Below are 13037 nucleotides of genomic sequence, written 5' to 3' on the forward strand. Positions count from 1 at the left end.
GGGCCCGTCTTCGAACGTCCGACGTGCCATGCCATCGACTGCTCAGGCCTGCCGCAGTGCCGGCCTTTCCCCTCTCTCCCAGCGCCGTCTCGTCCGGGCGCTCGGCCTCGGGTTCGCCGTCTCGACGCTCTGGGCGGCGGCCGCGAGCTACACCCTCGTCTTCCACGACGAGATGCTGGCCCGCTTCGTTTCGCGCCAGAGCGCGATGCAGTTCACCTACGAGGAGCGGATCGGCATCCTCCAGCGCGCCCTCGACCGCGCGGCGGCCGAGCGCAACGCGGAGCGCGGCAGCGTCGAGAGCCGGCTCTCCGCCCTGACCGAGCGGCAGGCCCTGATCGAGAAGCGCCAGGGGCTGCTCTCGGGGCTGGGTGGGGCCGCAGCGTCCACCGATGTGCCGCCGCCTGCCCCGGTCGCGGAGCCTGCGGCCCGTGTCCAGAAGCCGTTCCCGACGCCGGAACTGCGCATGGGCGGCGAGGACCGGGCCGAGGCCGCCGGCCGCGCCGCATCCGCCCGCCTGTCGCGCCTGGAGAATGCGCTCCAGCGTATCGCCGAGGCTCAGTCGCGCGCCGCGGCCGGCCTTGCTCTTGAGGCCGGGCGCAGCGCCGAGCGGTTCCGCGACCTGATCGCCCGCACGGGTCTCTCCCCGGCTCGGTTCGATCCGCCTCCGGGCGGCGTCGGCGGCCCGCTGGTTCCGCTCGGGCCCGATGCCTTCGAGCAGGCGCTGGCCGAGGCTCGGCGCCAGATCGAGGAGGAGACGCATCTGCGCCGGGTGACCGCCGCCCTCCCCTTCCGCCAGCCGCTTCCGGGCGAGCTTGCCTTCACCAGCAGCTTCGGCGCCCGGCTCGATCCCTTCACCCGCGGCTACGCGCTCCACACGGGCGTGGATATGCGTGCCGAGACCGGCGCTCCGGTCCGGGCCACCGCCGCCGGGCGGATCACGGCGGCCGAGTATGCCGGCGGTTACGGCAACATGGTCGAGGTCGATCACGGGCGCGGCCTCGCCACGCGCTACGCGCATCTCTCCGGCACCGCGGTCTCGGTCGGCCAGCGGGTCGAGGCGGGAAGTGTGGTCGGATTCGCCGGCTCGACCGGTCGCTCGACCGGCAGCCACCTGCATTACGAGACCCGCATCGATGGCGAGCCGGTCGATCCGCAGCGGTTCCTGCGGGCCGGTGCGCAGCTCGACTTCGCGGATTGAGGCCGGATGTCTCCTCCCCGCGCGGGGAGGAGACAGGGGGCGTCACACCAGATCCGATCGATCCCTTCGGGATAGCGGATCTGGGCTTCGCTCAGGTGCCGCGCGGACTCACTGATAGGCTTCCCGCTCGAATCGAGCGGAAACCGTATCAGTCGATGTCGGCGACGTCTTCGCTGCCGCCGAACACGCGTTGCGCCAGCGAGGCTTCCATGAACGGGTCGAGGTCGCCGTCGAGCACCTCGTCCGGATCGGTCGATTGCGTGCCGGTGCGCAGATCCTTCACGAGCTGGTACGGCTGAAGCACGTAGGATCGGATCTGGTGGCCCCAGCCGATCTCGGTCTTCGAGGCCGCCTCGGCGTTGGCCTTCTCCTCGCGCTTCTTCAGCTCGGCCTCGTAGAGGCGGGCGCGCAGCATGTTCCAGGCGGTGGCCCGGTTCTTGTGCTGCGAGCGCTCCTGCTGGCAGGCCACGACGATGCCGGTCGGGTTGTGCGTGATGCGCACCGCCGAATCGGTCGTGTTGACGTGCTGGCCGCCCGCGCCCGACGACCGGTAGGTATCGATGCGGCAGTCCGATTCCTTGATCTCGATCTCGATCCGGTCATCGACGACCGGATAGACCCAGACCGACGCGAAGCTGGTGTGCCGCCGCGCGTTGGAATCGTAGGGCGAGATCCGCACGAGCCGGTGCACGCCCGACTCGGTCTTGAGCCAGCCATAGGCGTTGTGGCCCTTGATCAGGAGCGTGGCGCCCTTGATCCCGGCCTCTTCGCCGTCGGTCATCTCGACGATCTCGACCTTGAACTTCCGGCGCTCGGCCCAGCGGGCATACATGCGCTGGAGCATGTTGGCCCAGTCCTGGCTCTCGGTGCCGCCCGCGCCCGCATGGACTTCGAGATAGGTGTCGAAGCCGTCGGCCTCGCCCGAGAGCAGGGTCTCGACCTGACGGCTCGCGGCTTCCTTCTCGACCGCCTTGATCGTGGCCTCGCCCTCGTTGATGGAGGCTTGGTCGCCCTCCATCTCGCCGAGTTCGATCAGCGTCGCGCCATCGTCGAGATCGCGTTCGAGCTTCTTGATCGCGGTGACGGCCTCGTCGAGCTCCTGGCGCTCGCGCATGACCTTCTGTGCGGCCTCCGGATCGTTCCAGAGGTCGGGGTTCTCGGAAGCCGCGTTCAGCTCCGCGAGACGTTTATCGACGGTGTCCCAGTCAAAGATGCCTCCTCAGCAGCCCTATAGACTGCTTGGCGGCATCCGAGGCCTGTTCGATCTCGGCGCGCATCTGGTGTGAAACTCGTTTGTCGGTGTGGTCCGGGGTGATACCGGGCGCCTCCCGCCCTGTAAACCGCCGCCCTGTAAACCGCCGCGATGCTGAGCCTCCGATCCCGCCGCCCTCTCCTGCTGGCTGCCACCCTCGCCGTGATCGCCGCGGGCGTCGGGCTGCGTCTGGTGCCGCTCGGCCTGCCAAGGGAGGTCGTGAAGTATGGAGGCTCGATCCTGTGGGGCGCGATGGTCTACGGGCTCGTCGCCTTTGTGCGCTCGACGGCCGCGACCGGCCGGCTCGCCGCTGTGGCCCTGCTCGCCGCGGTGCTGGTCGAGCTGTTCCGCCTCGTTCACACGCCGGGGCTCGACGCCTTCCGCCTGACGCTGGCGGGGCAGCTCCTGCTGGGGCGGATTTTTTCGGTCTGGAACATGGTCGCCTATGCCGTTGGCATCGGGCTCGCAGCGACGCTCGATGCGGCGACGCGACGGCGTTGATCGCCGCTGGGAGCGCTCCGTCTGCGTGATCCGATGGAGCAGTCCGCCAACCCGTGTCGGCCACAGGTTGAAATCATAGTAACAAACCTACAACGCAAAAAGCGTCTGTTCAGGTGCTGCTGTGACCATCACGACCTTCTCCCGTCGCGAACTCAATCAGGACGTGACCCGCGCTAAGAAGGCGACCGAGCAGGGCCCCGTCTTCATCACCGATCGGGGCAAGCCGGCCCATGTGCTGCTGACTATCGCGGAGTATCGACGGCTCACGGGGCAGCGGCGCAACATCGCTGATGCCTTGGCGATGCCGGGCACGGCGGAGATCGCGTTCGAGCCCGCGCGGATCGATGTGGAAGCTCGGCCCGCCGATTTTTCGTGATGTACGTTCTCGACACCTGCGTCCTGTCCGAGGTGCGGAAGATTCGCCTCGGCCGGGCTGATCCCGGCGTTGCAGCGTTCGCTGAGGCTATCGATGCCGGCGACCTCTACATCTCAGCCGCGACGGCGCTGGTGCACGGGATGGCGGTCGTGACCCGCAACGTGGCCGATTTCGAGCCGACGGGTGTGCCGGTGATCAATCCGTGGACGGGCTGAACGCTTTGCACACGTGGCCAAGCCTGAATACGGCTCAACGCCGGGAGATCGCTCGCACCACCGCTTGGTTCGGCGCGATGTAACGCTGGAAATACGTCTTCCCTCGCGCTTGCGCTTCCTGGATCTGTGCGCCGTTCAGCATGCCCGCCGCCTGGATCGCGTTGGCCATGGCGGATGGGTCCATGATCGAGGCGTGGGTAGCCGGGTAGATCCAGGCCATGCCCTCGACGGGGTCGCGCGGCACGCCCTTGCCCTCGATGTAGAGGATACCGAGTTCGTTGCCGGCCTTGTAGTGGCCGCCCTGGGCTGCCTGCTCGTACCAGCGGGCGGCCTGCGCCGGGTCGGCGGCAACGCCCTGCCCCTTGCGATAGGCTTGGCCCAGGTTGAAGGCGGCGAGCACGCTGCCGCCCTCCGCCGCCTGCCGGTAGTAGCCGAGGGCGCGGGCCGGGTTGGCCGGCACGGCGCGCCCTTCCGCATGGGCGACGCCGAGATTGTAGAGGGCTTGGGGATCGCCCTTTGCCGCGCCCGCCTCGAAGGCACGCATCGCCGCCGGGAAGTCGCCCCGCGCATAGGCCTTGATGCCCTGCGCGACCTGCGCCGAGGCCGATGTGCCGAACAGGGCGGCGAGAACGCCGAGGATGCCTGCCAACGCCCTCATCCTCCGCATCCGCCCCATCCCGCGCTTACGCCGCTGCGGCCTTGCGGCTCTCGAGGAAGGCCGCATGCTCGGCCACCAGCGCGCCGCTCAGCGCCTTCTCGATCAGCGCTCGCGTGCCCGCCACGCCGTAGAGGGCGATGAACGAGCCGAAGCGCGGCCCCTGCGCCTCGCCGAACAGCACGTTGTAGATCGAGGCGAACCACGTCTTCGAGACGCCGGGTCGACCGTCCGGGCTCTTGGCCTTGCCCGAGAGATCGGGGAAGTGACGCCGGCCGACCTCGTAGACGATGGCCTGCAGCGCCTCCGGATCGGCCGAGTCCTCGTGCTCGGCGAGCGTCTGCGACAGGTCGCTGAGCGCCGCGGCCTCCTCCTCGGTCGGGGCGCGGTACTGCTTTTCCGGGCGCACGAAGTCCCGATAATAGGCGAGAGCCCGCGTCACGAGCCCGGCGAGCCGCGGATGCGTCTCCGGCCCGACGTTCGGCGCGTAGCGGCGGATGAAGCCCCACAGCACCGCCTCGTCCTCGGCATTGGCCACCGCCACGAGGTTCAGGAGCATGCCGAAGGAGAGCGTCGTGCCGGCCTCGTCGATGGTCTCGACGGCCGGCGGCGCGCCCGCGTGCAGGTGCCAGACCGGGTTGCCGAGCCGGTGCTTCGCCTCCTGGCCCGCGTAACGGCCCAGGAAGTTGTCGTACTCATCGACGTGGCGCGGGATCACGTCGAAGAACAGGCGCTTGGCCTCGCGCGGCTTGTTGTACATGAACAGCGCGAGCGATTCGGGCGTGGCATAGGTCAGCCACTCGTCGATGGTCAGGCCGTTGCCCTTCGACTTCGAGATCTTCTGGCCCTTCTCGTCGAGGAAGAGTTCGTAGTTGAACCCCTCCGGCGGCTCGGCGCCGAGCGCGCGCGCGATCTGGCCCGAGAGCTTGACCGAATCGATCAGGTCCTTGCCGGCCATCTCGTAATCGATGCCGAGCGCGACCCAGCGCATCGCCCAATCGGGCTTCCATTGCAGCTTGACGTGGCCGCCCGTCACCGGGGTCTCGTAGGCCTCGTTCGTCGCCGGGTCGCGCCAGACGATGGTGCCGGCGCTCGGGCGCACCTCATCGATCGACACCTGCATCACGTGGCCGGTGACGGGGTGGATCGGCAGGAAGGGCGAGTAGCTCGCCGAGCGCTCGGCCCGCAGCGAGGGCAGCATGATCGCCATCACCGCCTCGTAGCGCTCCAGCACGAGGCGGAGCGTGTCGTCGAAGAGGCCGGCCCGGTAGCACTCGGTGGCCGAGCGGAACTCGTAGTCGAAGCCGAACGCGTCGAGAAAGCGGCGCAGCTCGGCGTTGTTGTGCGCGCCGAAGCTGTCATGGGTGCCGAACGGGTCGGGCACCTGGGTCAGCGGCAGGTTGAGGGCCTCGCGCAGCCGTTCGCGGTTCGGCACGTTGTCCGGAACCTTGCGCAGGCCGTCCATGTCGTCGGAGAAGGCGATGAGCCGGGTCGGCACCGCGTCCTTGGTCAGCACGCGGAAGGCGTGGCGCACCATGGAGGTGCGGGCGACCTCGCCGAAGGTGCCGATATGCGGCAGGCCCGAGGGGCCGTAGCCGGTCTCGAACAGAACCTCGCTCTTGGGCTTCTTCTCCAGCCGCGCCACGAGCTTGCGCGCCTCCTCGAACGGCCAGGCGGCGGCGGAGGCGGCGGCCTCCAGAATGTCGGGGTCGAGACGGAAGGGCGCGGACATCGGACGGGAGCTTTTCGGGGTTCAGGACGGGCGCCGCACCGGCCGATCGGGCCGGGGCGCAAGAGCGGGCAACCTATGGAGCGAGGGGGCCGGGGTCAACGCAGCCCGGTCATCCGCGCCCGAGCACCAGAAGCCAGCCTACCGTCGTTGCGGTCGCGGCCAGCGTCGAAACCAGCACGGCGGCGGCGACCAGGCCCTGCTCGCTCTTGTAGCGCACGGCCAGCAGGTACGCGTTGATGCCCACGGGCATTGCCGCGAACAGCACGGCGACGCCGGCATAGGCCGGCGGCATGGTGAAGACGTGGAAGGCGAGCCCGTAGACCGCGAGTGGGTGCAGGCCGAGCTTCAAGGCGGCGACCATGCTGGCGCCGCGCAGGTCGTGCAGCACCTTGTAGCGGGTGAGGCCGGCGCCGAGCGCGATCAGCGCGCAGGTCGAAGCGGTGCCGGCCAGCGAATCGACCAGCGCCTTCGGGATGCCGGTGAAGGACAGGCCCGCGGCCTTCATCGCCATGCCGACGGCGAGCGCCAGGAAGATCGGGTTCTTGCCGAGCGCGAGGCCTAGCGCCTTTAGCCGCTGGCTTAAGGGACGCCCGCCCTCCGATTCGATCAGGAAGGTCGCCGCGCCCATCATCAGCGGCAAGTGGACGGCGAGCAGCATGAACAGTGGGAAGGCGCCCGATTCGCCGTAAGCCTGGAGAATCATCGGCACGCCGACGAAGACGGTGTTCGACTGGCTCGCGGCAAAGCCGTGCAGCACGGCGCCGCGCCGGTCCACGCCCTCGGTGCGGCGCCCGATCAGCGAGCCGGTGGCCCAGGCGATGGCGGCGCCGCCGAAGTAGCTCGCCCAGTAGCCCCAGGCGATCTCGCCCGACAGGCCCGGCCGCGTCAGCGTCGAGACGATGAGCGCCGGCACCGCCAGTGCGAAGACGTATTCGGACAGCCCGTCGCCGACGCGCTCCGAGATGATCTTCGTGAGCGAGGCGAGCCAGCCGACCAGCACGAGGCCGAAGATCGGGATGATGAGGGTGAGCGCCGTCATCGGCCTGGGTACCCTGTCGAACGGAAAAAGCCACCGGGCGCGATCCGCGCATCCGGTGGCCTTTCGATTCGGTTGTATGATCGTTCAGGCCGTAAGCCGGCCCGACAAGACTTACGCGGCGGCGGGCGTGGCCGGCTCGGCGATCTTCTTCTCGATCTCGCGCTTGAGCAAGCGGGCCGTCTGCGACAGCTCGATCTCACGGGCCTTCACGAGGAAAGCGTCGAGGCCGCCGCGATGCTCGACCGAGCGGAGCGCGTGGGCGGTCACCCGCAGGCGAACGCGGCGGTTGAGGGTGTCCGACTGCAGCGTGACATTGCAGAGGTTCGGCAGGAACCGGCACTTGGTCTTCCGGTTCGAGTGGCTCACGAGGTGACCGACCTGAACGGCCTTGCCCGTGAGTTCGCAGCGACGCGACATCGTTACAGTCCTGTCAACGTTAGGCCGGGTCTCGGCGCTGAAGCGTTTCGGCAATGCCACACGGCTCTCGCGCCGAGGGCGTCGAACCCTCGCGACAATCGATACCGGCGGAGTCCTATGGAAGTGGCGAGCCTATAGGGGAGATGCGCCGGTTTCGTCAAGGTCGGCGGTCAAAGATGAAGGCTTTACTGGATCGCCGACCGTGCGAGCTGCCGCCCCGGCGTCGCAGCGGCGGCCTGGGCCGTCTTCGGTGCCGCGCGGCGGGCTGCCATGGCGCGCATCTCGCGCATGTTGGCCGCCGCTTCCGCCGGGCCGAGATCCTGGGCCAGCACTTGCTCCGCCTCGTCGTAGCGGCCCTTGAGGCCGAGCACCAGAGCGAGGTTCTGGCGCACGCGCGCATCCGCCTTCGGCTGGGCCACGGCGAGGCGCAGGGTCGTCTCGGCCTCGTCGAGCCGGCGGGAGAGTGCGTAGGACAGGCCGAGATTCGACAGGATCCGCGGCTCGTTCGGCGCGATCTTCAGGGCGGTGTCGTAGAGGCCCTGGGCCCGGGCGTGGTCGCCGGTTTCATCGGCCACCATCCCCTGCGCCGAGAGTACGCGCCAATCGGGCTGGGCCGGGCTGTGGGCGTTCTGAAGGACTTCGTTGGCCTCCTGATAGCGGCCGGCGTCGGCAAGGCTCTTGCCGTAGGCGGCGAGCACGACCTTGTCCTTCGGGTTGCGCAGGGCGACCTGCTGCAGCACCGCCACGGCTTGCGATTTCTGGTCGGTCGCCCGCAGGGCCGCGGCATAGCGCATGGCGGAGCGCACGTCGTTCGGGTCCGCGTCGTAGCGCGCGGCCAGGGCATCGATTTCGGCGCGGGGCGAGCGGTCGGCACGGTTCGCGCCGAGCAGGTTGGGGCCGCCGATCGAGCCGGTCGTCTCGGGTGAGCGGCTCTGGCATCCGGCCAGCCCGAGGCCGACGAGGGCCAGGGCGAGCAGACGGCGTGTCCGGACCATTCCAGGCTGGCTCGGAGCCGCGCTGCCAATGCCGGTCATGGTGTCCTCTCCCCCCAATGCCACGGCCGGCGCTTGCGCCTTGCCGATGGCGGGGTGATAGAGCGTTAACCCTAATGGCCGGTTAAGCTTATTTTCCATGTCCGCACCTCGAACCCAGCACGGTCCCTCTCTCCTACATTCCGGCGCGGACGCGGTCCCGATCCGCTGCGTGACGGAAGACGGATGGGACGCCGTCGCGGCCGGATTGCCGCCGCTCCAGCGCAGCTTTGCCGAGGCCACCGGCTTTGTGCCGAAGGCCGGCCGCGTAGCCCTCCTGCCGGGAGAAGACGGCGGGCTTGGCCGCGTGCTGTTCGGCCTGGGCAACGCGAAAGCAGGCGGTCGCGACCGCTTTCTCGCCGGCAAGCTTCCGGGTGCCCTGCCCCCCGGCGATTACCGGTTCGAGCCGTGCGACGGTCTCGATGAGAGCGAGGCGGCGCTGGCTTGGCGGCTCGGCAGCTACCGGTTCGAGCGCTACCGCAAGCCGGGCGAGCCCCGCCCGCGCCTCGTCGCCCCGGACGGAATCGACGCGGCGGCGATCGAACGGCTGGCCGTTGCGGTCGCGGCCGGACGCGATCTCGTCAACACGCCGGCGAACGATCTCGGACCGGCCGAGGTCGAGGCCGCCGTGCGGGCTCTGGGCGAGCGGTTCGGCGCGTCGGTCTCCGTCACCGTGGGCCAGGAACTCGAAAACGAGTTCCCTCTCGTCCACGCGGTGGGCGTGGCCTCGCCGCGGGCGCCCCGCCTCATCGATCTGACCTGGGGGGCCGAGGACGCGCCGCGGGTGACGCTGGTCGGCAAGGGCGTCGTGTTCGACACCGGCGGGCTCGACATCAAGCCGGCCTCCAACATGCTGCTGATGAAGAAGGATATGGGCGGCGCCGCCGCGGCTTTGGCGGCGGCCGAGATGATCATGGGCGCCGGCCTGCCCGTCCGGCTGCGGCTGATCGTGCCGAGTGTCGAGAACGCTATCGCTGGCGACGCTTTCCGGCCCGGCGATGTGATCCGCTCCCGCGCCGGCCTCACCGTCGAGATCGGCAACACTGACGCGGAGGGGCGCCTGATCCTTGCCGACGCACTGGCACTGGCCGATGCCGAGGAGCCTGACCTCATCCTCGATTTCGCGACCCTGACCGGCGCCGCCCGGGTGGCGCTGGGCCCCGATCTGCCGGCCTTCTTCACCGAGGACGAGGGGCTGGCGGCTGCGGTCGCGGAGGCGGGCCTGCGCGTCAACGATCCGGTCTGGCGCCTGCCCCTGCACGCGCCCTATGCAAGCCTGCTCGATTCCAAAATCGCCGACGTCAACAACGCGCCGGGCGGCGGCTTTGCCGGGGCGATCACCGCCGCCCTGTTCCTGCGCCGCTTCGTGCGCCGGACCAAGGCGCACGTGCATTTCGACCTTTACGGCTGGAACCCCTCGACCAAGCCCGGACGGCCGGAGGGCGGCGAGGTCCAGACCGCCCGCCTCGCCTACGCCCTGGTGGCCGAGCGGTACGGCCGCGACGTCTGACGGCTCTTTTTCCCATGGGGCGTCGGCGATCGCCGATCAGCGGCGCCCGGTCGGATGCGGGGGAGTCGGCACTTGTCGCTCCTGAACCCGTGCCACGCTTGGCGGAAGCCCCACATCCGGCTTGGCCGCATCCGGTGCCGCCGGCACGGACGGATCCCGGTTTCCGCTGCGTTCGAACGCCCAGCCCGCATTCACGCCCGCGTAGAAGCCGGAGAAATCCTCCGCGGCGGCGGGTGCCGTGCACAGGAGAACCAAGCCGAGCACGCTGACGGTCCGACGCATCGCGTTCTCCCTCACCGTCGTTGCCGGCTGAAGCCAGCCGAAACAGCCAACTCGACAAACGAAAACGGCGGCCCTGAGGCCGCCGCTTCGGAAGCTGTCATTCGGGCCGCCGCGCGACCCTTCGTCGATCAATACTCGACGGTGATGCTCGAGGCCTCGCGGCCCTTCTGGCCCTCGACGACGCCAAGGGTGACCTGCTGGCCTTCGGCCAGCGAGTCGAGGCCGGCGCGGGAGAGCGCCGAACGGTGGACGAACACGTCCTTGCCGCCGTCGTTCACCGAGACGAAACCAAAGCCCTTGGCCGGGTCGTACCACTTCACGGTGCCGGTCATTTCGACCGACGGGCCGGAGGCGACGCGGCCACCGCCGCCGCCACCACCGAAGCGATCACGGCCGCCGCCACCGAAACGGTCGCCGCCACCGCCGCCGAAGCGATCACCACCGCCGCCGAAACGGTCGCCGCCACCGCCGAAGCGGTCACCGCCGCCACCGAAGCGCGGAGCCTCGCGCCGGGGCGGAGCCTCCTCGGCCGTCGAGGTGTCGACGCTGTTCACTGCGGTGACCTGCGGGCCCTTCTGGCCCTGCGCGGTCTGGACCGTCAGGCGTGTGCCGGGAAGGAGATCGTCGTGACCGGCGGCCTCGACTGCGCGGATGTGGAGGAAGGCATCGCCGGAGCCGTCGCCGAGCTCCACGAAGCCGAAGCCCTTCTCCTTGTTGAACCACTTGACCGTCGCATCACGCTCCGGTCCCGTCGGTGCAGCCGCCGCGCGCGCCGGGCCGCGGTCGAAGCCGCCACCGCCGCCGCCGAAACCACCACCACCGCCGCCGAAGCGGTTGCCGCCGGCGCTACCGCCGCCGCCGAAGCGATCACCACCGCCCGGGGGAAGTTCGTCGGGCCAACGCGGCTCGGAACCACCCTCGTCGAAGCCGCGCTTCTGCGGCCCCCTGAAATCACGACCACGTCCCATTGAAAGCTCGCAAAAACCGTCCGCTCGCCAAGTCTCGAATACCGCGTGCGCGCTATCTCGAGACAGCCGACGCGCCGCACTATCATCCCCCCGGCTGCGGCTACCGGGAGCGATGCCTTAGGTCTGACGCAATCCCGCGCATACCGCAAGGTTCTTCTAACCGATCCGTGCTGCAGGCTCCTCATTTTCGCGGTGAAACTGCGTACGTACCCCCTTTGGGTTGCCGCCGGCCCCGAATCCCGCTTGCACGCAAGGGACGCAGAGGGGGGCGATTCTCGCCCATGATTCCCGTGCGAGCGGGCGCGCTTTAGGGAAACGCAAACCCGACGGGGCTAGTCTCGCCGCGAAACCGCCCGGATCCGAACCGGGCACCGGCTGCCGATGATCGCAACTCCGACCTTCCCGGATCTCTCCGCCCTCGTCGTGGACGAGAGCCTCTACATTCGCCGCATCGTGCGCGACATGCTGATGCGCGTCGGCATCAAGCGCGTGCTGGAGGCGCCCGACGGCGCGGAGGCGCTCGGCGTGCTCGCCGAGAGCAAGCCCGACCTCACCATCATCGATTGGGACTTGGCGATCCTGTCGGGCGAGGAGTTCATCCGGCTCGCCAGAACACCGGCCACCTCGCCTTCACCGACGGTGCCGATCATCCTCATGCTGGCTCAGCCGCGCCGCAACGTGGTCGATCGTGCGATCGCGCTGGGCGTCAACGAGATCATCTCCAAGCCGTTCTCGCCCAAGACCCTGTGGTCGCGCCTCGACGAGGTGATCAACCGGCCGCGGCCGTTCTCGCAGGTGAAGAGCCTGCTGCGGCCCCTGCCCCGGGCCAACGGACTGTCGAAGATGGGCGCGCTCTGACCCGAACCGGGTCGGTTCAGGTGCGCCGCCGCCGATGGTTCAGTCCGATCCGGTCAGCGGGCGGCGTCTCGATGTCGAAGCCCGACAGTTCGCCGATGCCGCCGGCCTCGTCGAGGCCGCGCTCGGTCACCGCGATCCGGAAGCCGTTCTCGCCCGGCGTGACCGTGTAGAGGTAATAGGAGGCGCGCCGGTTGGTGAGCAGGGTGCGCGCCGAGGCCGAGGGCGCGCCGACCACCGGCACCGGCCGCCCGTCGGGCCCGGCGATCCGGGCCACGGTGCCGACATGGTTGTGCCCGTGCAGGATCAGGTCCGCCCCGGCCCGGCCGATCATCGCGGCGAAGGCGGCCGCATCCTTCAATTCGCGCCCCGAGGCCGCCCCGCCCGGATGGGGCGGGTGGTGGATCATCACCACCCGGCAGGGCCGATCCGGCGCCAGGGCGAGGTCGCGCAGCACGCGCTCGGCTGCCTCGATCTGCACCGGCCCGAGCCGGCCGCTCGCGACGAACGGCTTGGTCGGGATCGCCGAGGACAGCCCCACCAGGGCGAGCGGCCCGCGCCGCCGCAGGTAGGGAAAGAGGCGGATCTGGCCATCGTCGGCTTCCGTCCAGCTGCCGCAAGCGGCGAGCAGCCCCTCCAGCGAGCCGCGGACATAGGCGTCGTGGTTGCCGGGCACGAAACTCACGCGGTCCGCCGGACCCAGCGCTTCGAGGAACACCCGCGCGCTCTCCCATTCATCCGGAAGGCCGAGATTGCACAGGTCGCCGGTGCAGGCGACGTGGTCGACGTCCTGGCCGTGCAGGTCGGCCACGAGGGCACCCAGGAGGTCCATGTCGTGGTGGCGTCCACGGCCCCGGCGCCAGTTCACGTAGCCGGTCGCCCGCTTGCTGAGAAGCTGGCGCAGGCGCGGCCGCGGCAGCGGCCCGACATGGGGATCGGTGAGATGAGCAAGACGGAACATACGCCGCCTCGCATCGCGGCAACGCGGGCCGGCGTCAATATCGGG

15 protein-coding genes are annotated in these 13037 nt (G+C 69.6%); 6 read left to right on the top strand and 9 right to left on the bottom strand.

Translation table 11 applies throughout. The annotated features are described in order from the left end of the window. Positions 1-28 precede the first annotated feature (28 nt). Positions 29-1198, top strand: a complete 1170-nt coding sequence (locus MKK50_RS12970; protein ID WP_499022805.1) for a M23 family metallopeptidase — start codon at positions 29-31, stop codon at positions 1196-1198. A gap of 148 nt (positions 1199-1346) precedes the next feature. Here the strand turns inward: MKK50_RS12970 and prfB are convergent. Next, positions 1347-2475, bottom strand: a protein-coding gene (gene prfB / locus MKK50_RS12975) for a peptide chain release factor 2 (RefSeq protein ID WP_253371414.1) whose coding sequence is annotated in 2 segments (ribosomal slippage) — positions 1347-2405 and positions 2407-2475 — 1128 coding nt in all. Because the reading frame shifts where the segments join, the coding sequence is not laid out codon by codon here. An 86-nt stretch (positions 2476-2561) separates the two neighbouring features. On the opposite strand from prfB, the gene MKK50_RS12980 reads away from it, so the two are divergent. The 3 genes from MKK50_RS12980 (at position 2562) to MKK50_RS12990 (ending at position 3542) form a co-directional block, all read left to right on the top strand. Then, complete coding sequence (locus tag MKK50_RS12980) at positions 2562-2951, top strand: ribosomal maturation YjgA family protein (RefSeq protein WP_499022806.1); 390 nt, start codon at positions 2562-2564, stop codon at positions 2949-2951. Between the two features lie 121 nt (positions 2952-3072). Then, complete coding sequence (locus MKK50_RS12985; protein ID WP_499022808.1) at positions 3073-3327, top strand: type II toxin-antitoxin system prevent-host-death family antitoxin; 255 nt, start codon at positions 3073-3075, stop codon at positions 3325-3327. Then, the gene (locus MKK50_RS12990; protein WP_499022809.1) at positions 3327-3542 is read left to right on the top strand and encodes a PIN domain-containing protein; all 216 of its coding nucleotides are present in this window, start codon (positions 3327-3329) and stop codon (positions 3540-3542) included. Before MKK50_RS12985 ends, MKK50_RS12990 begins: the two co-directional genes overlap by 1 nt. Before the next feature lie 34 nt (positions 3543-3576). On the opposite strand, the gene MKK50_RS12995 is transcribed toward MKK50_RS12990, so the two are convergent. From MKK50_RS12995 to MKK50_RS13015, 5 genes are all read right to left on the bottom strand, one after another. Next, positions 3577-4200 (bottom strand): tetratricopeptide repeat protein, encoded by a 624-nt coding sequence (locus MKK50_RS12995; protein WP_499022811.1) that lies wholly within the window; start codon positions 4198-4200, stop codon positions 3577-3579. A 25-nt stretch (positions 4201-4225) separates the two neighbouring features. Next, complete coding sequence (locus MKK50_RS13000; protein WP_499022813.1) at positions 4226-5929, bottom strand: lysine--tRNA ligase; 1704 nt, start codon at positions 5927-5929, stop codon at positions 4226-4228. 109 nt (positions 5930-6038) lie between these two features. Then, positions 6039-6968, bottom strand: a complete 930-nt coding sequence (locus MKK50_RS13005) for an AEC family transporter (RefSeq protein ID WP_499022815.1) — start codon at positions 6966-6968, stop codon at positions 6039-6041. Positions 6969-7079: 111 nt separating this feature from the next. Next, positions 7080-7385, bottom strand: coding sequence for a 50S ribosomal protein L28 (gene rpmB / locus MKK50_RS13010; protein WP_003599321.1), 306 nt, complete (start codon positions 7383-7385; stop codon positions 7080-7082). Between the two features lie 185 nt (positions 7386-7570). Continuing rightward, positions 7571-8419, bottom strand: coding sequence for a tetratricopeptide repeat protein (locus MKK50_RS13015; protein WP_499022854.1), 849 nt, complete (start codon positions 8417-8419; stop codon positions 7571-7573). A gap of 97 nt (positions 8420-8516) precedes the next feature. On the opposite strand from MKK50_RS13015, the gene MKK50_RS13020 reads away from it, so the two are divergent. Continuing rightward, positions 8517-9926 carry a leucyl aminopeptidase family protein gene (locus tag MKK50_RS13020; RefSeq protein WP_499022816.1) on the top strand — a complete coding sequence of 470 codons (1410 nt, stop codon included), beginning with the start codon at positions 8517-8519 and terminating at the stop codon, positions 9924-9926. Positions 9927-9962: 36 nt separating this feature from the next. Here the strand turns inward: MKK50_RS13020 and MKK50_RS13025 are convergent, their stop codons facing one another. Both MKK50_RS13025 and MKK50_RS13030 read right to left on the bottom strand, forming a co-directional pair. Then, on the bottom strand, positions 9963-10208 hold the full coding sequence (locus MKK50_RS13025; RefSeq protein WP_499022817.1) for a hypothetical protein: 246 nt from the start codon (positions 10206-10208) through the stop codon (positions 9963-9965). Positions 10209-10336: 128 nt separating this feature from the next. Beyond that, complete coding sequence (locus tag MKK50_RS13030; protein ID WP_301288585.1) at positions 10337-11176, bottom strand: cold-shock protein; 840 nt, start codon at positions 11174-11176, stop codon at positions 10337-10339. A gap of 381 nt (positions 11177-11557) precedes the next feature. Here MKK50_RS13030 and MKK50_RS13035 point away from each other — a divergent pair, with 381 nt between their 5' ends. Continuing rightward, positions 11558-12034, top strand: coding sequence for a response regulator (locus tag MKK50_RS13035; RefSeq protein ID WP_003606671.1), 477 nt, complete (start codon positions 11558-11560; stop codon positions 12032-12034). Positions 12035-12050: 16 nt separating this feature from the next. Here MKK50_RS13035 and MKK50_RS13040 read toward each other — a convergent pair whose 3' ends face one another. Further along, the gene (locus tag MKK50_RS13040) at positions 12051-12992 is read right to left on the bottom strand and encodes a metallophosphoesterase family protein (protein WP_499022819.1); all 942 of its coding nucleotides are present in this window, start codon (positions 12990-12992) and stop codon (positions 12051-12053) included. Positions 12993-13037 lie beyond the last annotated feature (45 nt).

The organism is Methylobacterium sp. J-043, assembly GCF_022829505.1.
GTDB classification, from domain to species: domain Bacteria; phylum Pseudomonadota; class Alphaproteobacteria; order Rhizobiales; family Beijerinckiaceae; genus Methylobacterium; species Methylobacterium extorquens_A.

Coding starts and splice junctions, on each gene's coding strand:
- MKK50_RS12970 (WP_499022805.1), top strand. CDS start 29: ATGCCATCGACTGCTCAGGCCTGCCGCAGTGCCGGCCTTTCCCCTCTC.
- MKK50_RS12980 (WP_499022806.1), top strand. CDS start 2,562: ATGCTGAGCCTCCGATCCCGCCGCCCTCTCCTGCTGGCTGCCACCCTC.
- MKK50_RS12990 (WP_499022809.1), top strand. CDS start 3,327: ATGTACGTTCTCGACACCTGCGTCCTGTCCGAGGTGCGGAAGATTCGC.
- MKK50_RS12995 (WP_499022811.1), bottom strand. CDS start 4,200: ATGAGGGCGTTGGCAGGCATCCTCGGCGTTCTCGCCGCCCTGTTCGGC.
- MKK50_RS13000 (WP_499022813.1), bottom strand. CDS start 5,929: ATGTCCGCGCCCTTCCGTCTCGACCCCGACATTCTGGAGGCCGCCGCC.
- MKK50_RS13005 (WP_499022815.1), bottom strand. CDS start 6,968: ATGACGGCGCTCACCCTCATCATCCCGATCTTCGGCCTCGTGCTGGTC.
- rpmB (WP_003599321.1), bottom strand. CDS start 7,385: ATGTCGCGTCGCTGCGAACTCACGGGCAAGGCCGTTCAGGTCGGTCAC.
- MKK50_RS13015 (WP_499022854.1), bottom strand. CDS start 8,419: ATGACCGGCATTGGCAGCGCGGCTCCGAGCCAGCCTGGAATGGTCCGG.
- MKK50_RS13020 (WP_499022816.1), top strand. CDS start 8,517: ATGTCCGCACCTCGAACCCAGCACGGTCCCTCTCTCCTACATTCCGGC.
- MKK50_RS13025 (WP_499022817.1), bottom strand. CDS start 10,208: ATGCGTCGGACCGTCAGCGTGCTCGGCTTGGTTCTCCTGTGCACGGCA.
- MKK50_RS13030 (WP_301288585.1), bottom strand. CDS start 11,176: ATGGGACGTGGTCGTGATTTCAGGGGGCCGCAGAAGCGCGGCTTCGAC.
- MKK50_RS13035 (WP_003606671.1), top strand. CDS start 11,558: ATGATCGCAACTCCGACCTTCCCGGATCTCTCCGCCCTCGTCGTGGAC.
- MKK50_RS13040 (WP_499022819.1), bottom strand. CDS start 12,992: ATGTTCCGTCTTGCTCATCTCACCGATCCCCATGTCGGGCCGCTGCCG.